Origin of the sequence: Mucilaginibacter pineti (genome assembly GCF_900101875.1) — a bacterium.
GTDB lineage: Bacteria > Bacteroidota > Bacteroidia > Sphingobacteriales > Sphingobacteriaceae > Mucilaginibacter > Mucilaginibacter pineti.
This window is the reverse complement of record NZ_FNAI01000017.1, coordinates 123686-143426: the sequence shown is the minus strand read 5'-3', so window position 1 is coordinate 143426 and position 19741 is coordinate 123686. Positions and strand designations below refer to the sequence as shown.

Below are 19741 nucleotides of genomic sequence, written 5' to 3'. Positions count from 1 at the left end.
GGTGTGAGGTGTGAGGTGTGAGGTGTGAGGTGTGAGGTGTGAGGTGTGAGGTGTGAGGTGTGAGGTGTGAGGTGTGAGGTGTGAGGTGTGTAAGGTAAATTCGAATGAGAACAGGTTTGTTTTGATTATTTTGAAAAACAGAAAACAGAACTCACAAACCAGACCTCAGAAAACAGATCACACAAACCTGAATTCAGAAACCAAAAATATCATATCTTCGTAACAATTAAATAAAGGGGTGCCAGTTGGCTAAATCTTTATTAAAATTGTACGTGTTTTCGGTTTAAAACCGTTACATATTATTGAAATTACTAACAAATAAAATAACAGGCAGAGAAATAATTGATGTTTTAAACCCTGATATGCTATGAAGAAGAAATATATTTCCAATTCTCATGAATCTGTGAGGATGTTTAAGAGTGACTTTTTTGAATTGTTATCAAAGGTGCATTATACCGTACCCTTGTATATTTTTGTACCCGTAATTTTGTTTTGTAGCTACAAAGCCCTGTTTGAAGTAAATATTGGCATCCTTGAATACATAGGTCTGTTTATAGCCGGCCTTTTTGTGTGGACCATTGTTGAATACATTATGCACCGTTTTGTATTTCACCTGGAACCAAATAAAAACTGGAAATGGGCGCAAAGGCTGCACTTTGTTATGCACGGCGTACACCATGATTATCCAAGCGATGCCAAGCGTTTAGTATTGCCCCCCTCATTAAGCATCCCTTTGTCAACCGGCTTTTACTTTTTGTTTAAAGCCTTGCTGCCGGTAAATTATATTTTCGGTTTCTTCCCGGGCTTTATATTGGGGTATCTTATTTATGATATCTCGCATTATGCCATGCACCATTTTAACTTCAAAAGCGGTTTTTTCAAAAAAATAAAACAGCACCACATGCTGCACCATTTTCAGGATCCCGACAAAGGTTATGGTGTAAGCTCGCCGTTTTGGGATAAAATTTTCCGTTCAGATTTCTTAAAAAAATAAGCATGACCAATGCTGCGCCCACTAATAGCGTAACAATAAACACAAAATCTGTACTTACTGTTACTCTGCTTTCCATTGCTTATTTAGTAGTATCCTACCTGCTGCTTGGTTTTAAAAGTGATGGCCTGGTACTTGTAGGCCTTTTTAACCTCATGTTTTACGCGTCGGTAATTACACGTAAATTCATTTTAGGCTTTACAGTTTTTGTAGTGTACTGGATAATATTTGATTATATGAAGGCCATCCCTAATTATAATTTTAACCAGGTACACATTGCCGATCTGTATAATTTCGAAAAGCACCTTTTCGGCATCCATTACAAAGGACAGTTGTTAACGCCAAACGAATACTGGCGGGCCAATAGCACCACCTTTATTGATATAATGGCCGGCATATTTTACCTGTGCTGGATTCCTGTACCACTTGGCTTTGCAGCCTTTATGTTTTTCAAGAATAGGCGGCAGTTCCTTTATTTTTCGCTTACTTTTTTGCTGGTTAACCTGCTCGGCTTTGTAATTTATTACGCCTTCCCAGCCGCACCACCCTGGTATGTACAGCTTTACGGCTTTGATTTTCACCCCCTGAAAATGGGTAACACCGGCGGCCTCGCCCGCTTTGATGCTTACTTTAATGTGGGTGTTTTCAAATCCATCTATACAAAAGGATCTAACGTGTTTGCGGCCATGCCGTCGCTGCATTCGGCTTACCCCGTTATTGTGTTTTATTACGCGGTTAAAAACCGTTTGGGCTGGGTAAACGCAATTTTTGCCATAGTAATATTGGGTATTTGGTTTACGGCAGTATATGCAAGTCACCATTATGTGCTTGATGTGCTGGCGGGTTTAACAACCGCCATACTGGGCATCTCCCTATTTAACCTGCTTATAGCCAAATGGAAATGGCTGCAACGCTTTATAACCAAATACGAACAGGTTATTACTTAGACACATAGCCCAAAAAATGGGCAATTATTTGTACTATTTACTATCCATTTGGCAGTGTGGAAAATTCCGCGCCAAATGTTAGTTTTTTTATTGGGAGAAAGCATTCCTCATAAAGTGCCATTATAGCCCAAAAACAGCCATTTATAGTCATTTTATTTATTTGAATGATGCTTGCCATGCAAACAGGCACATTATTTGAGTATGATCAGATAAATAAATCGGTACTTTTAGGTAGCCCCTATATGAAGAAACTTATTACTTGCCTTTTTTTACTCGTAGCCGCATTCAAATTATCTGCCCATGCCGATGACCTTGACAGTCTTAAGCAAAAATTACAGCTCACTGCCGATTCATTAAAGGGCCCTATCTACACCCAAATTGCCAATCAGTATTTAAACTTTGATACCGTAGCCAACAGGCGCGTACGTTTGTTTTACCAAAACGAAGCTTTAAACTATACCATGCTTGCCCTGCACCGTTACTCCAGTGCCAATGATACCTTGGGTTTACGTACCAGTTTCAATAATCTATCTAAAATTTACAGGGCACAAAAAAAATACAGCCAGGCTAAATGGTTCATCCTGCAATCAAATACTATATCGCGCCAGCGTAATGATGTGCCTAATATCATTGCATCGTTAATTGAGCTATCGGCTATTAAGGCCGATATTAAAGATTACAACCTGGCCATGCGCGATTTAAATGAAGCACTTAGTCTTTCCGTAAAAAACAACGATCCTAAGAATGAGTCGGCTGTGCAGGTTGGTTACGCCGGTTTGTACCGCCATATGAAGGAGTACACCAAAGCAACCTTAGCCATAAAAAGGCATGAATTTATTGACGATAGCATAGCACATAAAATTGAGCTGGATCGCCTGGCGGTTATCAACAAGCAGGATTCCGTAAAAATTAAAAAGCAGGATTCGGCTATAGCCAAAAAAAAAGTATATACCTCCAACTACAGAAGGGGCTCGTTCTTAAAATCCGCGAGAGGAATAACCTTGTTATAACCCTTATTATTGCCCTTGCGGTAATGGCGCTGGCGGTTATTATCTATTACAGCGGCAAAAAACGTGGCAAATGGCGCATCCGCATCAGGAAAACCCGAAACATGCGTTAACGCTGTATCACCCCAAATTAAACCACGCTACTTTAAAACCGTCATATATCAAGTATGAGGAAATTACTTTCGAAGATCATTTTTACCCTTGCCGCCCTTTTTACATTTGCCGGCGCTTATGCACAAAGCGATGCGCAATTCAGGAAGGAATTTTTGGCGCGCATAAATTTAACCCGACAAAAAGGCTGTAACTGCGGTGGTCAGTTTATGCCCCCTGCCCCGCCCCTAACCTGGAACAACAAACTGGAAGATGCCGCCGACGGCCATGCCCGTGATATGGCCAAACGCAACTACTTTAGCCATACCAGTAAGGATGGCCGCAGTATGGAAACCCGCATAGTAACCGCCGGCTATATATTCAAGGGCTTTAAAAGCTTTGCCATTGGCGAAAACATTGCACAGGGCCAGCAAAGCATTGCCGAGGTAATGGATGGATGGTTTAAAAGCGAAGGGCATTGTAAAAATCTAATGAACCCCAGCTTTAAGGAAGTTGGCGTAGCCGAGTATAAAACCTACTGGGTGCAGGATTTCGGCGGTCGCGAGGCATTCTCGGCTCAGCAGCAAAAGCTCATAAAAGCCGGTAAATACCGTTTGGTGCAGGAAAAGGAATAAATTTCAGATGTGCAGATTTCAGATATGCAGATTTCAAATTACAAATGTGCAGATTAAAACTCTTAAAACTCCCGCGAGGTTAGCGTAGCGTAACTCGTGGGTAGCAAGGTGTAAGCTTCCAGCTTACACACAACGTCACATAATTAATTGGATATCTAATAATCCTTTAATTCCCGCATAATCACGGGCGCTGCTGTATAAATAATGTTCGGGCATATCAACCCAACCTGCAGAAACCGGGTTATTATGAATATAGTCCAGCTTTTGATCTATCATAACATTATCTGCAAGTTCTATAGGATGGTTACCCTGTTGCCAAAACTGGTGATGCGTATTATTGGGATTAAATTTACCTTCTTTACTAAACATCCAAAGCATCCAATCTTTCCTACTCTCCTGCGAATTATCTTCAATAGCTTTAATTATAGTTTTTGCGGTATGCGTTTTAAAATCCCTCAATATATCAGCCATCGGTTTACTTTGACTTCCCATTATAAGATGAACGTGATTGCTCATGATAACCCAGGCATACACTTCAAGCCCTTTATGTTTCATACAATACCTGAAACTATCAAGCAAGATCTCTTTATAAATAGTCCGTGTAAAAACATCTACCCACCTTATGGTTGTAAAAGTTGCAAAGTAAAGCTTTTCCTGGTTTCGGAATTTATAACTGCTGCTCATGGTAAAGCAAATTAATAATTAAATCTTAATCGCAGCTGAAAGCTGCAACCATATAGGTCACGGGTTAAAACCCAGCGACGGTATGTTTCAGATGATTACAATACCCTTGCAAACTGGCAGGGCATAATTACACTTAATTTAGTAATTTTGGGTTGATGCTGCCTGCTACTAATCATACGCTCGAAAAACTGGAAATGTTGTTAAAAACAGCAGGTTACCGGGTGCGCTATGAAAAAGGCAACTTTAAAACCAATGCCTGTTTGTTACTCAACAGCCGCATGGTAATTATTAACCGTTTCTCAAACCTGGAAAGCAAGATACTGGCCATTGTTGAACTTTTGCGCGAGCTTGAGGTAGACTTTAAACTGCTTGACGAAAAGCAGATAGCATTTTTGCAGGAGATAAAACAAACCAAACTGCAGCTGTGACCATAACATTTTTAGGAACCGGAACATCGCAGGGCGTACCTGTTATTGCCTGCGAGTGCGAAGTTTGTACATCTGCAGATAAGCGCGACAAACGCCTGCGCACCTCTATTTTAATTAAGGCTAAAGACAAAACCATCGTTATTGATTCGGGGCCCGATTTTAGGTACCAGATGTTACGTGCAAGAGTAAAACACCTGGATGCCATTGTTTTTACCCATGAGCATAAAGATCATGTTGCCGGCATGGATGATATCCGCGCCTTTAACTACCGCCAAAACGGCCCGGTAGATGTATATGCCGATAGTCGCGTACAAAAAGCACTGGTGCGGGAATTTCCTTATATTTTTGATAATGCAGGTTATCCCGGCATACCGCAGGTAGTTATCCATCCCATTGGTTTGCAGCCCTTTAATATTGGCAGCGTAAATTTCACCCCTATAGAGGTGTTGCACTATAAGCTGCCGGTTTTGGGCTTCCGGATAAATGATTTTACTTATATAACCGATGCCAAAACTGTATCGGCCCAGGAAAAGGAAAAGATCAAAGGATCAAAAATACTGGTGGTGAACGCGCTGCAAAAGGAATCGCATATCTCTCATTTTACAATGGCAGAAGCTATTGCCTTCGCCAACGAGATGGGTGCCGAAAAAACTTACTTTACCCACATCAGCCACCGCCTGGGTAAACATGCCGATATAAGTACTGAGCTCCCCGCTCATATTGAACTGGCTTACGATGGCCTCAACCTGGAGCTCTAAAATCCTTACTTACAGGTCATCTTTTTTTAAAATTCCTTATTTTTATAACACAATTATTACAATAAGTAAAAATCTTTTGATAATTTTTCACGTTACTAAGTAAATTATGAAATATTAAATCCCCTAATCCCCCACCTGCATATGGAATACATTGTTTATGTAAGTACAGCAAGAAAATTGCTGGAAGACTACGAACTATTAGATTTACTCACCGTTGCCCGAGTCAATAACGAAACCAATAATATTACCGGGATGCTCTTATACAGCCAGGGTACATTTATGCAGGTAATTGAAGGCGAAAAAGCCGATGTAGAAAGAACCTTTAAAGCAATTGAGTTAGATTTAAGGCACAAAAACATCATTAAACTAATAACCGGCACTATCGAAAAAAGGAACTTCCCAGATTGGACTATGGCATTTGCTTCGGTAGATAACCATACACTCAGGGAATTTGAAGGCTTCCTTGATCCATCAACAGAAAGCTTTTTGGGTAAAAATAACCATACCAGCATAGAAATGCTTAAAACCTTTGCCGCACACAATAACCTTTCCTGACCACAGCATTAGGCCGGCTCTCAACCTATAAACCCCGGCCTGTTTTATGTTGTAATTCCTCTATCCGCCAAAGGCTTCGGCCTTAGTTAGTTTCCATAAAATATTTTCCCCGGCCATTTTTTTTTCGTTTTATGATACAAACGATTAGCGCTCCGAATTATCCCTTTCGGTAAATATATTTAACGGCAACTTAACAGAATCATATCGGCTTTTTTACTCAAAAATCTACAAACCGGCTACCTACTGTTATAATTAAGCACTACATTTAGCGCAAAAATGAACCTGCTTTATGAAGCTTAAACCAATATTTGCCGGCCTTATGCTTTTAGCTGCCGGTGCAAATGCACAACAAAAAGTTATACAACTATACCCGGGCGCGGCCCCCGGCTCCGAAAGCTGGAACTGGGACGAAGCCGTGAGCGAAAACAACGCCGCCAATACCAAAAAAGTTTACAATGTAGTACATCCTACCCTCGGTGTTTTTTTACCCGACGCATCAATAGCCAATGGCACCGCGGTAATCATTTGCCCCGGCGGCAGCTTTCAAACCCTTTCTATAGATAATGAAGGTAATGAAGAAGCAAAATGGCTTAACGAGCATGGTGTAGCTGCATTTGTACTTAAATACCGCCTGGTACACAGCCTCACCACCGACCCGGTTAAAGAGGTATTGGCCAAAAGAGGCACAAAAGCAGGCAGTGAAGAAGCCGCAAAAGTAATTCCCCTGGCTATTGCAGATGCGCGCCTGGCCATTGCTTACGTGCGTGAACATGCTGCCGAATTTAATTTATCTGCCTCACGGATTGGTATTATGGGCTTTTCGGCGGGTGGTACGTTGGCAGCGGCTTCGGCTTATGATTATACACCGGCAAACAAGCCCGATTTTGTAGCGCCCATTTATCCATACATCCCAGCCAAAATACAAACGGTTATTAAGGCCGATGCCCCGCCAATGTTTATAGCCGCAGCATCTGACGATGACCTGGGCCTTGCGCCGCACAGCGTAGATCTGTATAACAAGTGGCTGGCATCAAAACACATTGCCGAACTGCATATGTATACCAAAGGTGGTCATGGTTTTGGTATGCGTAAACAAAACCTGCCTACCGACCATTGGATTGACCGCTTTGGCGATTGGCTGGATCAGCAGGGTTTGCTAACCCCTATCGATCCAAAAGTTAAAACACCCCGCCAAAAGGCCGAACAAGCTGAGGCCGATCGTCGTCAGAATGAAAAACGTAACCATGATGACTGGGCCAATGTAAACCGTTACCGCCCGGATAATGAAAAAGTGCCTGCCCCCACCGCTAACGAAAAACGCGTGGTGTACATGGGCGATTCGATCACCGATTTCTGGATCAATAACGACCCTGCCTTTTGGAGTAGCAACCCCTATTATGATCGTGGTATAAGCGGCCAAACCACTACCCAAATGCTGGTGCGCTTCCGCGATGATGTTATCGACCTGAAACCTGCGGTTGTAGTGATACTGGCTGGTATTAATGACATTGCCGAAAACAATGGCCCCATTAAACTGGAAGACGTGTTTGGCAACTTACAGTCGATGGCTTTACTGGCAAAGGCAGCTAATATTAAGGTTGTATTATCATCCGTATTGCCTGCCTTTGATTTCCCCTGGCGCCCCGGTATGGAGCCTGCGCCAAAGGTTATGCGCCTTAATGCCATGCTAAAAGATTTTGCCGCTAAAAACAATATGGTTTACCTTGATTACTTTACCACAATGGCCGATGAGCGCAACGGCTTGCCCAAAAACCTATCTGGCGATGGTGTACACCCCAACCTTGCCGGCTACAAAGTAATGGAACCACTGGCCCAAAAAGCCATTACCGAGGCATTAAAGAAAAAATAAGTTTAACCACTGAACTCAAACTCCCGCGAGTTTAGCGCCGCGTAACTCGTGGGAGGCATGGTTAAAGCCTCCGGCGTTATTCAGCTGAAAGCCTGCGGTAGTAAAAAAATAACGAAGCGGCGAAAAGACTTGCGAAGTTTTAAAAACTTCGTAAGTCTAAAATCTACGACTTGTGATTGCGAGATACCTCGCAATCACATAGCTGCTTTGTTGGTCTTTCTACCTGTTCAATTCTCTTAATTTATCCCTGATATAAGCACCTGCGGGGGTAAGTTGGTTGGCTGTCCATCTGCCGGTTGCCGGGGCGCCTTTTTGGAGTATGGCAGTAGTTTCGTGTTTATCGGTAATGTTCCAATTGGCCCAGCTTAGCTGGTTGGCTTCCATCCACTTTAGCCAGGCGGTGGTTTTGGCCATATTAAATTCACCATCGCCATTTGATTCGCCCACACCCCATTCGGTAACAAAAAGGGGTAAACCAACCTTTATAGCCTTATTAGCTTTGTCCTGCAGGTGCTGCTGATGGTTTGGGTCTGACGCGTAAAAGTGAAATGAATAGGCTATGTTTTTATAGCCGGTTATCCGGTCGGCAGCGGCTACGTCAACATCCTGATCCCAGTTGGGGCTTCCCACAACAATCAAATTATCGGCATCATATTTACGGATTATGCTAATAACCTGCAGCGCGTAATTTTTAACCGTATCCCAGTTAACACGCGCGGGCTCATTCCAGATCTCGTAAATTACGTTGGGCACGCCTTTATACTTCTTTGCCATTTCGGCAAAAAACAGTTTCGACTCTTTTAGGTGTTGGTTGGCATTATGATCATGCCAGTCTATCAGCACATAAATACCATCCTTTATAGCCCGGTTAACCGTGTTTACTATCAGCTGCTTTTGCTGTTGGGGATATTGCAGGTAGCCGCTATCGGGCTGAATACCCATTGCTGCGCGAATAATGGAAACTTTAAAATCTGATGCAAGCCAATCCACCGTTTCGGGTGTATAATATTTGCGGCCGCCCCATAAACTCCATGAAAAACTTATCCCCCTCAGCTGCGGGGCAACGCCCTGGCGGTTAACAATTTTACCGCCCTCAACTTTTAAAGCGCCATTTTTTGCCACCGGCGATAAGGCCGGCTGTGCAACCAAACGCCCTGCAACACACATCAACACTACAATTAAAAGTTTCAACCTCACCATCTGTTAGTTTTATATAAAGCAATTTAAATTTAATGTCCCGTTTTTAACCATCCTGCAAAAAATCAGTTATAGATTGGTAAAATAGCATAACACCGCCGCGTTTTATCGTTGACGGGATATAGAAAAAGCCTAACTTTCCTTTTTTAAAATAGTGATGAACAATATCTACATTCCCGAAGCTACCCAAAATCAACAACGGATTTGCGCGGGCGATATTTCATTTGTGCATTATACCGAGAATGACAGCCTGAAAAACAGCCGGGTAATATTTAATTGCTACGCCATAAGTTTTGTGATAAACGGCGAAAAGGCCATATTTCGCCCGTCAAATAACACCATTGTTGAAACCGGCGAGGGTATTGTTATTCCGCAGGGCAACTCCATTATGGCCGAGCATACGCTGAATGAACATAAATACGCCAGCATCCTGCTATTTTTCCCGGCCAGCCTCGCTACCGATTTTTTAAACAAGCACAAGTTGCAAGCAAAAACACCAACGGCGCAAAGTGTGGATTATATAAAGTTCAGGCAAACCAATTACATGGCTGGGTACCTGAAAAGTGTACTGGCCCTCATACATGACGACCAGCCATTGCCTTATGAGCTGGCATTGCATAAGGTAGAGGAATTATTGCTTGTGCTGCTGCAAAACAACCGCGAGGCTTTAATAGCCTTACTGCAAAACAACGCTGTGTCGCCATCGTTCCATCTTAAAAACCTGGTGGAGAATAACCTGTTCAATAACCTTACGCTTGATGAACTGGCATTTTTGGCGCACAAAAGCCTGGCAACGTTTAAGCGCGACTTCGAAAAAATTTACCGCGTGGCCCCGGCCAAATACATCCGCGAGCGCAAAATGGAAATTGCCCGGCAGGAACTGGCCCAGGGAAAAAATGCATCGTCGTTGTATATTGATTTGGGGTATGATAACCTGTCGAACTTTTCATCGGCATTTAAAAAACAATTCGGTGTTAGTCCGCGGCAATACCAGTTAAGCGCACAAGCTGTTTGAGCCGTTTGCAATAGTTTTTGAGCCGCAGGCATTAGCAGCACAAGGGGTTATAAGCGCAATTTTGAATAATTAAATATCATTCAAAATTGTATGAAAGCATTAACCACATTTTTATTGGCCTTAATAGTTTGCATAAGCGCAAAGGCACAAAGCTTCACCTTAAAAAGTGCCGACCTTGGCGGGCAGTTCAGCAACGAGTTTGCATCAAATAGTTTTGGCTGCAGCGGTGATAACAAGTCGCCGCAACTAGAATGGGACAACGCTCCTGCTGGCACCAAAAGCTTCGCGGTAACCATTTATGATCCCCAGGCCCCAACCGGCAGCGGATGGTGGCATTGGGTTATCTTCGATATCCCGGCAAATATCCACGAGCTAAAACAAGGTGCGGGCGATCCACTGGCTAAACTTGCCCCGGCAGGCAGCATCCAGGGTTTAACAGATTTTGGTGTACCGGGTTACGGCGGCCCTTGCCCACCCGTAAATGATGCCGCTCACGGTTACGTTATAACCGTTTACGCTTTAAAAACTGCAAAACTGGGTATCGATAACAAAGCGTCGGCAGCAATGGCTGGCTTTATGTTCAGCAATAATATTATTGCCAAGGCATCGTTGCTGGTTTATTATAAAAGGTAATTTGCTGGATGGTTTGGTAAAGGCTTTATTTAACATCTTTTAACAGCTAACCTAATTATATCCGTCATACTTTAGCATAACCTTATTTACGCTAAAACCTTAACTTATGCTAAAAATTATTCTCCTGTCATGCATTGCTGTATGTTTAATAAATACGGCTTATGCCCAAAAACATTTCCAGGTTTCTGTTAAATTAGATAGTAGTATTAATCCCAAAATGATAAAGTATCAATATAATGATGGGAAAACTCTTCAGTTTTTCCCCGATACTTTCAATAACAACCGGAAGGTAGTTTTACAAGGTACTTATTATTCAACTTATGCAAGTTTTAATATCAGTTATATAGACAAGAACAATGACTATTATCTCAGCGACTTCTTCATAGGGGATAAAAACGCCAGTATTGATTTTTTTTATAAACCCAATCCTAATCAACTATTACTATATGATCGCATTGATAACGCACGCCCAATTTATGATACGGTTACCAATAAAACATATCGTGAGCTAACACATTTCAATAGTGTTGAAAACTTGGCAGTTTATGATTTTTATCGAAAAAACAAAGAACAACTAAACACTAACGACTCGCTGAGGAAAGTGTATCTACAGATGATAAAATTAGTTGATATACGATCAATGCAATTTTTAAAGAATTATTCAGACGACTACTTTTCGTTTTGGTATTTCATAAATAACATTAACAAAAGGGCATTTAGGACAGACACTGCGTATCTAAAAGAGCAGTTAGCCTATTTCAAATCAACTTTCCCCGAAAAATATACACAAAGCATTGAAGGAATAGAATTTATAAAAACCTGTGAAGGAGTTATAAATCCGTTAAAAACAAATGAAAAAGCACCGCCATTTACCGTTAAAACCATTGATGGAAAAAGCATTAGCTTAACCAATTTAAAAGGTAAATATGTATTGCTTGATTTTTGGGCAACCTGGTGTGCCCCGTGCATGCAAGAGGTTCCCTTTATAAAAGATATCCGGAAGAATTACACGCAGAATAAACTGGCGATAATAGGCATCAGTCAGGATCGTGACTTTAACCGGCTAAAGCAAGTTATAAAACAGCATGGTATGAACTGGGTTCATTATTACGATAAAGAAACAGAAATAAGCAGGCTTTACGGTATTGACGAATTCCCCACATTGATTTTGCTAAATGATCGAGGTAAAATAATTTATAAAAGCGATCATATCAAAGATGATAAGGTGGAAATACCTAAACTATTGAAAGGCCTAATTTAAGCCGATACACAAGGGCTCTCTTGTAAATTGGGTTAAGTACACGACAGTCAACAATGAATTTCAAACTGGCATCACCACTATGAATACTATAAAAGAACAATTTAACCACATATCAGAACGGTACGATTCGCAGCGCGAGCGGCTTATCCCCTGCTTTCATGATTTTTATAATGCTGCCCTCCCCCTGGTTAAAAATATGACTGAGGCCAAAACGGTGCTTGATCTGGGTGCAGGTTCGGGCCTGTTCTCAAAGTTTGTATATGAACAAAACACGGAGCTGCAGTTTACACTTGCCGATCTTTCTGCAGGGATGCTTGATGTAGCCCAAAAGCGTTTTGCAGGTTTAAGCAACTTTAGCTATACCGAGTTTGATTTTGCTTCCGATACCATTACGGGGAAATATGACATCATTATATCGGCACTGGCCATCCACCATTTGGAGGATGCAGATAAGGAGAGCCTATACAACAAGGTTTACACGGCGCTAAACCCCGGCGGCTTATTTATTAACGCCGACCAGGTGGAGGGACGGTCGCCCATGTTTGATGAATTTTATAAATCGCAATGGCGACAAACGGTTATTAATTCGGGTTTAGATGAGGAAGCCATTGCCAAAGCCTTTGAGCGTATAAAGCTGGACAAGTTTGCCTCGCTTGAACTACAGCTTACCATGCTTGAAAATGCCGGCTTTACCCAAGTGGATTGTATTTACAAGAACCTCAATTTTGTTGTTTTTTGCGGATCGAGGGTGGGGTAATAGTTGGAATAAAAATCCAAATATTGTCATTTCGAACGAGGTACGAGGAGAAATCTTCTGCGGCTTTGTGTGCGAACTTTGTATGTTAGATAAAACCTTTCGCTCGTAGAAGATTTCTCCTTGCCCCTAAACGCACAATTCCCGCGCAGGCTCGTTCGAAATGACAAACTTTTTATATCTTCCTGCGCTGCCGAACTCCCTGATTTCGAACAACTGATGGATTTCTTACCGCAGAACACATCCCTGCCGTTGCACATGCTTTAGCGCCCCCTCTCAAGAGGGGAATTGAAAAAGCACATCAAAAAGCAATGGCCAGGTGCGATTCCCCTCTTGAGGGTAATAGCCCATGAGTAGACAGAGATATCATAAATAAGTTTGATAGGCTACATGCCCGCCCCTTCGGGGCTACGTGTTTATAGTTTAATATAATAGAGGCTTGGCTCCGTAGGTGCCTCCTTATTTAACAGGAAGCTCCTATGGAGCTATTGATACCCATAAAATACCTATAAACACGATACTCTTACGGAGTTAGAAAATCTGATTACGTTTTTATGGCTATTGATGGGCTATTACTCTTAAATGGGGGCGGGGGTACCAATTTTTAGCAATGGCCAGGTGCTATTCCCCTCTTGAGAGGGGCGGAGGGGTGTGTTTCGCGATAATCCTCTTGTAACATTAATGGTTGATACTTTACTATCGGCAAAATATTGCGTTACTTGTATAGGCAATAAAACATCGATATGCAACGCAGAAATTTTATTAAAACAAGTTCATTAGCTGGCTTAACACTTTCAACATTGGTTGCTGCATCATGCAGTCCGCCATCGGCAGAAAAAAAGGAAGCCGGGATTAAAGATGGCAAGGACTACCCCTTTGAACTTTCGGAAGCTACCATAACCGATTTGCAGCAAAAGATGCAGGCCAAGCAATATACCTCGCGTCAGCTAACAGAACTGTACCTGAAACGCATTGAAGAGATTGACAAGAACGGACCAAAGCTTAATTCCGTTATAGAACTAAATAAAGACGCCCTTAACATGGCCGATTCCATGGATAAGGAACGCGCACAAGGCAAACTTCGCGGCCCTTTGCATGGAATCCCGGTGCTGATAAAGGACAATATTAATACCGGCGATAATATGCACACTACCGCAGGTTCGCTGGCCTTGGCAGATAATTTTGCCAAACAGGATGCTTTTATAGTACACAAGCTGCGCAAGGCAGGTGCCGTGCTCTTGGGTAAAACCAATTTAAGCGAATGGGCCAACTTCCGCTCCACCCACTCAACCAGCGCATGGAGCAGCCGGGGCGGGCAAACCAAGTGCCCGTATATTCTTGATCGTAACCCCAGCGGGTCGAGCGCGGGATCGGGTTCGGCGGTGGCGGCCAATTTGTGCGTGGTAGCCATAGGTACCGAAACCGATGGGTCGATAGTGTCGCCATCATCCGTAAATGGCCTGGTGGGCATAAAACCTACCGTGGGCCTGCTCAGTCGCTCGGGCATTATCCCCATATCAAAAACACAGGACACCGCCGGCCCAATGGCACGAACGGTTAAGGATGCCGCTATTTTTCTGGGCGTACTTGCCGGGGCCGATCCGCAGGATAGCTATACCCTACCCGGCACCGGGAAAGCCGCCGCCGACTATACCAAATTTTTAGATGCCAACGGCTTGCAGGGCAAACGCCTCGGGGTCGAAAAATCGGCATTGGAAGGCAATCCCATAACAGTGGCCTTGTTAAAAGATGCCATTAAAACTATGGAGGCCAAAGGTGCTACCATTATTGAAATTGAGCTTAACCCGCTAATTAAAGATGCCGGCAGAAACGAATTTACCGTACTGCTATATGAATTTAAAGATGGCCTTAACCAGTATTTGAGCACTGCCAATGGCAAGGTAAAATCCCTGGCCGATGTTATTGCCTTCAACAAGCAAAACGAGCCAAAGGCCATGCCTTACTTTAAACAAGAAACCCTTGAACTGGCCCAGGCCAAAGGCGATCTGGCCAGCAAGGAATACCTGGATGCCCTGCAGCAAACTAATGATGGCGCCCGTAAGGCTATTGATAAAATGCTTACCGATAATAAACTGGATGCCATCATTGGCCCAACCAATGGCCCGGCCATTTGTATTGATCTTATTGCCGGCGATTATGACAGCGGCAGCTTCGGCTTTTCGGGACCGGCAGCGATGGCGGGCTATCCGCACATTACCGTACCAATGGGGCTAATGCACGGGCTGCCGATTGGTCTTTCGTTTTTTAGTACGGCCTGGCACGAGGGTGATATCATCAGGCTGGCCTATGCTTATGAGCAAGCCTCAAAAAAAAGAGTAGCCCCAAATTTCAAGGTTGACCTGCTGACGTAGATCGCGATTTTTAGTACGTGATTTATTCCGCCGTCTGAAAACAGGATATTATCATACTGACGACTGCTGACGGCATACTGACGGCTACTGACGATGTACTGACGGCCACTGACGATGTATTGACGGCTACTGACGAAACACAATTTAGGCACATATTGTATTTTAATTTACCCGAACATTTATAACTTAGTCCTGTTCACATAAACTGAATAAACTACCATCCTATGGAATTTGGCCGCGTATCTCCCGAAGAATTAGCAGTAACCGATTTTACCCTGCCACCCGATGCGGAGTTGACTTTAAGTACCCTTAAAGCGACCAAAAACACCCAGCCTTTACAGGTGCATGTGGGTTGTGCCAAATGGGGTCGCAAGGAATGGATTGGGCAGATCTATCCACCTAAAACCAAGGATGCCAACTTCTTAGATGAATATGTAAAGCATTTTGACTGTATTGAGCTGAACGCTACTTTCTACAATGTTTACAGCGCAGATACCATTGCCAGATGGAAAGCCAAGGCCGATAGCAACCCTGATTTTAAGTTTTGTCCTAAGTTTTCGCAGAGTATCAGCCACATACGCAGGTTAAAAAATGCAGATGATATTACTACCGCCTTTTATGAAGGGATTATGGCCTTTGGCGACAAACTGGGACCATTATTTTTGCAATTAAGTGATAACTACACCCCCAAAAGCTTCCCCGAATTGAAGCTATATTTAGAGGCTTTACCCAAGGATGTACCTGTATTTGTGGAACTTAGACATAAGGAATGGTTTTCTGTAGCCGAAAACAGGGATAAGGTTTTCAAGCTTTTTCATGACCTTAATATTGGCGCTGTTATAACAGATGCTACCGGCCGCCGGGATGTGGTTCACATGACTTTGCCTACGCCTCACGCTTTTATCCGCTTTGTAGGCAATGGCTTACATCCATCTGATTATGAACGTGTTGACGAGTGGGTTTTACGAATTAAGGAATGGCAAACACTTGGCTTACAGTCGGTTTGGTTCTTCATGCATCAGCACGATGAACAGTACTCGCCCAAACTGGCAGACTATGTAGTTGTGGAGCTAAACAAGGCGTTAGGCACTGATCTTCAGCGCCCTAATTTTTTAGAACAACAGGGAAGTATGTTTTAATTATTTGGCCACCAGGCCCGATATTACATTGATGCTCAGCGCTACAATGGCGGTATTAAAAGCAAATGAAATCATACCGTGAATCCAGGCCAAGCGGCGGATCTGCCGGGATGAAATCTCGATATCTGATACCTGGAAAGTCATCCCTAAAACAAAGGAAAAATACACAAAATCCAGATAATCAGGATCTTTCTCATCACCGGGAAATTCCAAACCGCCAACAGCTTTGCGTTTGTTATCGGCATCTACACCTGTTGTATAAAACAGGTGCGCGTAAAGCAGGGTAAATATGGTATGTACCAGCAGCCACGATACAATAACAGAGGTCATAGCCAGAAGAACATGGCTGGTAACTTTCTCTGGCGAGAGATCTTTAGAAGATTTAAGCAGGAATATAATTGCTAATAAGCTAACAAGAGAAGCTATTATAACAAAAGCAAAAATGAGCGTGCGGCTGGAATCTTCCAGCTTGGCTATTTTTCTAACCTCCTTAGGATGAGAGGATAAAATAATGATCCAATCCATTATGATGATGGAAAGCCCAAAGGAGATCCAGGTAACCAACACCACGCCGGGTATGCTAAACTTACCCCACACAAAAAAGAACAGTACTATGGCGCTTATCCCCAGCGAAATAAGTAAGCGAATATGACTATCCAGCCTAAACCAGATCTTTGATTTTTTTGTTGCTGTACCTGTGGGCATATGGCTTTATACTATGGTAAGTATTGATGTAAATATGGCTATGAATTGTGTAGAATTAATGAATTATTTATTTAATCCTCTTCTTCCACAATCCAGGCAACACGGCCAACCTGCCCGTCGTCAAGCTGTACTTTGATACCGCGTGAGTGATAAGCCGCGCTGGTTAACAGCCTTTTAACAAATCCACGGGTTAAAGTACCGCTCCTTTGGTCTTTTTTAAGAATAATATCAACTTCGAGGCCGGGGTATATATCGCTTCTGTTTTGTCCGTTCATGTGTCTAATTGCAGGTTTTAAAGTGATTGATTACCGATTACAAGTAACTCTTTGTCATTCTGAGGTACAAAGAACTATTTCTTGAACGAAGTGAAAAATCTAATCGCGAACATGCAATGGTAAGCGCATTACCTTATAATAGATTCTTCGTACCTCAGAATGACAAAATTTTTTTAATTTATTCTACTAAGCCCTTCACAGCCTCATCTACCTTTGCAAAATCAAAGTTTGTAAGCAACTTATCAAACGCGGCGGTGATATGTTCGTTACCCAGGTTACCAATACTACCTTCGTGGGTGTGGTTTACCGTTTTATCGGGGTTAAAATCGCCTTGTTCAATGGCAATACCTACTTGTTTGTAAGCGTCGCGGAAAGGCGTTCCGTTTAAAACCATACGGTTAACTTCCTCCACACTAAATAGGTAAGCGTATTTGGGATCTTTTAGTATATCGGTGTTAACGGTTATGTTTTGCAGCATAAAGGTTGCCATTTGCAGGCAATGCTTTAAATCGGCAAAGGCAGGGAATAACAGCTCCTTTAGCAATTGCAGCTCGCGATGATAGCCCGATGGCAGGTTGGTGGTCATCATGGCAACATCTGTAGGCAGGGCCTGTAGTCGGTTGCATTTACCACGCATAATTTCCCAAACATCTGGATTCTTTTTGTGCGGCATAATGCTGCTGCCTGTAGTAAGGGTATCGGGATAGCTCACAAAAGCAAAATTCTGACTCAGGTAAAGTGCCTGATCCATAGCCATTTTTGCCAGGGTGGCAGCTATAGAGGATAAAGCTTGCGCAATGATACGCTCGGTTTTGCCACGCCCCATCTGTGCGTAAACTACGTTGTAATTAAGGCTGTCGAAACCAAGCAACTGGGTTGTCAATGTACGATTTAACGGGAACGATGAACCGTAACCTGCTGCCGAGCCCAACGGGTTTTTGTTGGTGATACGATATGCTGCCAATACCAGTTCCAGGTCATCGGCAAGGCTTTCGGCATAAGCGCCAAACCAAAGGCCAAATGACGATGGCATAGCTACCTGCAAATGTGTGTAGCCTGGTAAAAGTACATCTTTATGCTTTTCACTAAGTTCAATAAGCTGACGAAAAAGGGTTTCTGTTTCTTCAACGATATGCTGCAACTCGCTACGGAAGAATAATTTAAGATCAACAAGTACCTGGTCATTACGGGAGCGGCCGCTGTGGATCTTTTTACCGGCATCGCCAATGCGCTGGGTAAGCAACATTTCTACCTGCGAGTGTACATCTTCTACCCCATCTTCAATGGTAAAGCCACCTTTCTCAATATCGGCATAAATTGCTTTAAGTTCGTGCTGAACAAGTTCAAGATCGGCACTATCCATAAGCCCTATACTTTGCAGCATACGGGTGTGGGCCAGTGATCCTAATACATCAAAAGCGGCCATTTGCTGATCAAACTCCCTGTCGCGACCAACGGTAAAGTTTTCAACCAGTTCATTAACGTTGGTAGTTTTTTGCCATAACTTGCTCATAGTGCAAATATGTGAAATAATGTGTAATTGCCCGCTTCGCATTTTTTCATTCTTTATGATTGGTACATAAAATAAGCCTGAAATAAATTATTTAATAATTCTACTAAATCTATAGGAATTATATAATTTACTTTTATATTTGCATCGTCAATAACGACAAGCGTTCTTTATTTACTTATCAAGAAAGACTGAGGGAAAGGCCCAAAGACGTCTTAGCAACCTGTACATCCGCATAATGTATAAGGTGCTAATTCCTGCTCCATTCAACGGAGAGAGATAATACCATCTTTACCCCCACACCTTATCTTTAATAAGTGTTTTATAGTTTTTTTTAAAGTCGCGTGACCGAGAGGATAGGTGGGGGTCTGCAAAACCCTATACGGCAGTTCGAATCTGCCCGCGGCATCAAATTTCCATTTCCTGTAATTTCATTTTCGCTTTAGTCCTTTTGCTGCTTTGTGCTTTATTGCATATTTTTAGCGCCTTCAGGTAAATAATATACTAAACCCGGCATGAAAATATTCAATATCGTATTCGTAGTACTGTTCATCATTTTTGCAGGCTTGCAATACAATGATCCTGATCCTTATATATGGGTGCCAATATATATGTACAGCGCCGTATTTTGCTACCTGGCGGCCCGCCAAAAGTTTTACCCGGTGGGCTATGGCGTTGGTATAGCTATTTATCTTACCTACGCTACATACAAGATCTTCGACAGGAACGGTTTAATAGATTGGTTTGAAGTTCATCACGCCGAAAGTCTCGTCGAAACCATGAAAGCCGAAAAACCGTGGATAGAAGAAGTACGTGAGTTTTTTGGATTGCTGATTTGTGTAGCGGTGTTGGGTGCTAATTGGGTATATAGCGTAAGGTTGAAAAAGAGATTATAGGTTGTCATTTGGTCGATGT

Annotated in this window: 20 protein-coding genes, 1 tRNA gene and 1 riboswitch; of the genes, 16 read left to right on the top strand and 5 right to left on the bottom strand. The window is 42.7% G+C overall.

Annotated features, from left to right (window positions below):
• The first annotated feature begins 367 nt into the window (after positions 1–367).
• The 4 genes from BLS59_RS26690 to BLS59_RS26675 all read left to right on the top strand — a co-directional run bounded on the left by BLS59_RS26690 (position 368) and on the right by BLS59_RS26675 (position 3670).
• Positions 368–994, top strand: coding sequence for a sterol desaturase family protein (locus BLS59_RS26690; RefSeq protein WP_091155279.1), 627 nt, complete (start codon positions 368–370; stop codon positions 992–994).
• Positions 995–996: 2 nt separating this feature from the next.
• On the top strand, positions 997–1938 hold the full coding sequence (locus BLS59_RS26685) for a phosphatase PAP2 family protein (protein WP_091155275.1): 942 nt from the start codon (positions 997–999) through the stop codon (positions 1936–1938).
• 164 nt (positions 1939–2102) lie between these two features.
• A complete protein-coding gene (locus BLS59_RS26680) occupies positions 2103–2948 on the top strand; it encodes a hypothetical protein (RefSeq protein ID WP_162842782.1) in 846 nt (281 codons plus the stop codon).
• Positions 2949–3112: 164 nt separating this feature from the next.
• Positions 3113–3670 carry a CAP domain-containing protein gene (locus BLS59_RS26675; protein ID WP_205411356.1) on the top strand — a complete coding sequence of 186 codons (558 nt, stop codon included), beginning with the start codon at positions 3113–3115 and terminating at the stop codon, positions 3668–3670.
• A 135-nt stretch (positions 3671–3805) separates the two neighbouring features.
• Here the strand turns inward: BLS59_RS26675 and BLS59_RS26670 are convergent, their stop codons facing one another.
• On the bottom strand, positions 3806–4354 hold the full coding sequence (locus BLS59_RS26670) for an REP-associated tyrosine transposase (RefSeq protein WP_091155267.1): 549 nt from the start codon (positions 4352–4354) through the stop codon (positions 3806–3808).
• 155 nt (positions 4355–4509) lie between these two features.
• Here BLS59_RS26670 and BLS59_RS26665 point away from each other — a divergent pair, with 155 nt between their 5' ends.
• From BLS59_RS26665 to BLS59_RS26650, 4 genes are all read left to right on the top strand, one after another.
• Positions 4510–4782 (top strand): hypothetical protein, encoded by a 273-nt coding sequence (locus BLS59_RS26665; protein ID WP_091155264.1) that lies wholly within the window; start codon positions 4510–4512, stop codon positions 4780–4782.
• A complete protein-coding gene (locus tag BLS59_RS26660; protein ID WP_091155260.1) occupies positions 4779–5540 on the top strand; it encodes an MBL fold metallo-hydrolase in 762 nt (253 codons plus the stop codon). Before BLS59_RS26665 ends, BLS59_RS26660 begins: the two co-directional genes overlap by 4 nt.
• Positions 5541–5681: 141 nt before the next feature.
• On the top strand, positions 5682–6095 hold the full coding sequence (locus tag BLS59_RS26655) for a BLUF domain-containing protein (protein WP_091155257.1): 414 nt from the start codon (positions 5682–5684) through the stop codon (positions 6093–6095).
• Between the two features lie 289 nt (positions 6096–6384).
• Complete coding sequence (locus BLS59_RS26650; protein WP_091155252.1) at positions 6385–7965, top strand: GDSL-type esterase/lipase family protein; 1581 nt, start codon at positions 6385–6387, stop codon at positions 7963–7965.
• 219 nt (positions 7966–8184) lie between these two features.
• On the opposite strand, the gene BLS59_RS26645 is transcribed toward BLS59_RS26650, so the two are convergent.
• Positions 8185–9165, bottom strand: coding sequence for a glycoside hydrolase family 5 protein (locus tag BLS59_RS26645; protein ID WP_091155250.1), 981 nt, complete (start codon positions 9163–9165; stop codon positions 8185–8187).
• Between the two features lie 154 nt (positions 9166–9319).
• Between BLS59_RS26645 and BLS59_RS26640 the strand changes: the two genes are divergently transcribed.
• The 6 genes from BLS59_RS26640 to BLS59_RS26615 all read left to right on the top strand — a co-directional run bounded on the left by BLS59_RS26640 (position 9320) and on the right by BLS59_RS26615 (position 16336).
• A complete protein-coding gene (locus BLS59_RS26640; RefSeq protein ID WP_091155247.1) occupies positions 9320–10177 on the top strand; it encodes a helix-turn-helix domain-containing protein in 858 nt (285 codons plus the stop codon).
• Between the two features lie 90 nt (positions 10178–10267).
• Positions 10268–10810, top strand: coding sequence for a YbhB/YbcL family Raf kinase inhibitor-like protein (locus BLS59_RS26635; RefSeq protein ID WP_091155243.1), 543 nt, complete (start codon positions 10268–10270; stop codon positions 10808–10810).
• A gap of 106 nt (positions 10811–10916) precedes the next feature.
• On the top strand, positions 10917–12071 hold the full coding sequence (locus tag BLS59_RS26630; protein WP_091155239.1) for a TlpA family protein disulfide reductase: 1155 nt from the start codon (positions 10917–10919) through the stop codon (positions 12069–12071).
• Positions 12072–12150: 79 nt separating this feature from the next.
• Complete coding sequence (locus tag BLS59_RS26625; RefSeq protein ID WP_091155234.1) at positions 12151–12828, top strand: class I SAM-dependent methyltransferase; 678 nt, start codon at positions 12151–12153, stop codon at positions 12826–12828.
• Positions 12829–13568: 740 nt separating this feature from the next.
• Positions 13569–15197: an amidase gene (locus BLS59_RS26620; RefSeq protein WP_091155230.1), complete on the top strand. Its 1629-nt coding sequence runs from the start codon at positions 13569–13571 to the stop codon at positions 15195–15197.
• Between the two features lie 224 nt (positions 15198–15421).
• Positions 15422–16336, top strand: coding sequence for a DUF72 domain-containing protein (locus BLS59_RS26615; protein WP_091155228.1), 915 nt, complete (start codon positions 15422–15424; stop codon positions 16334–16336).
• On the opposite strand, the gene BLS59_RS26610 is transcribed toward BLS59_RS26615, so the two are convergent.
• The 3 genes from BLS59_RS26610 to argH form a co-directional block, all read right to left on the bottom strand.
• Entirely contained in the window at positions 16337–17041 is a 705-nt protein-coding gene (locus tag BLS59_RS26610) for a DUF1345 domain-containing protein (protein ID WP_091155224.1), read from the bottom strand. It lies immediately after the preceding gene.
• Between the two features lie 71 nt (positions 17042–17112).
• Entirely contained in the window at positions 17113–17316 is a 204-nt protein-coding gene (locus BLS59_RS26605) for a YwbE family protein (protein ID WP_091155221.1), read from the bottom strand.
• Positions 17317–17494: 178 nt separating this feature from the next.
• A complete protein-coding gene (gene argH, locus BLS59_RS26600; RefSeq protein WP_091155218.1) occupies positions 17495–18829 on the bottom strand; it encodes an argininosuccinate lyase in 1335 nt (444 codons plus the stop codon).
• A 172-nt stretch (positions 18830–19001) separates the two neighbouring features.
• Positions 19002–19112: riboswitch (SAM riboswitch) on the top strand.
• 52 nt (positions 19113–19164) lie between these two features.
• Here argH and BLS59_RS31860 point away from each other — a divergent pair.
• Together BLS59_RS31860 and BLS59_RS26595 are read left to right on the top strand one after the other, a co-directional pair.
• Positions 19165–19235 (top strand) — tRNA-Cys (locus BLS59_RS31860).
• A 106-nt stretch (positions 19236–19341) separates the two neighbouring features.
• The gene (locus tag BLS59_RS26595; protein WP_091155214.1) at positions 19342–19722 is read left to right on the top strand and encodes a transmembrane 220 family protein; all 381 of its coding nucleotides are present in this window, start codon (positions 19342–19344) and stop codon (positions 19720–19722) included.
• Positions 19723–19741 lie beyond the last annotated feature (19 nt).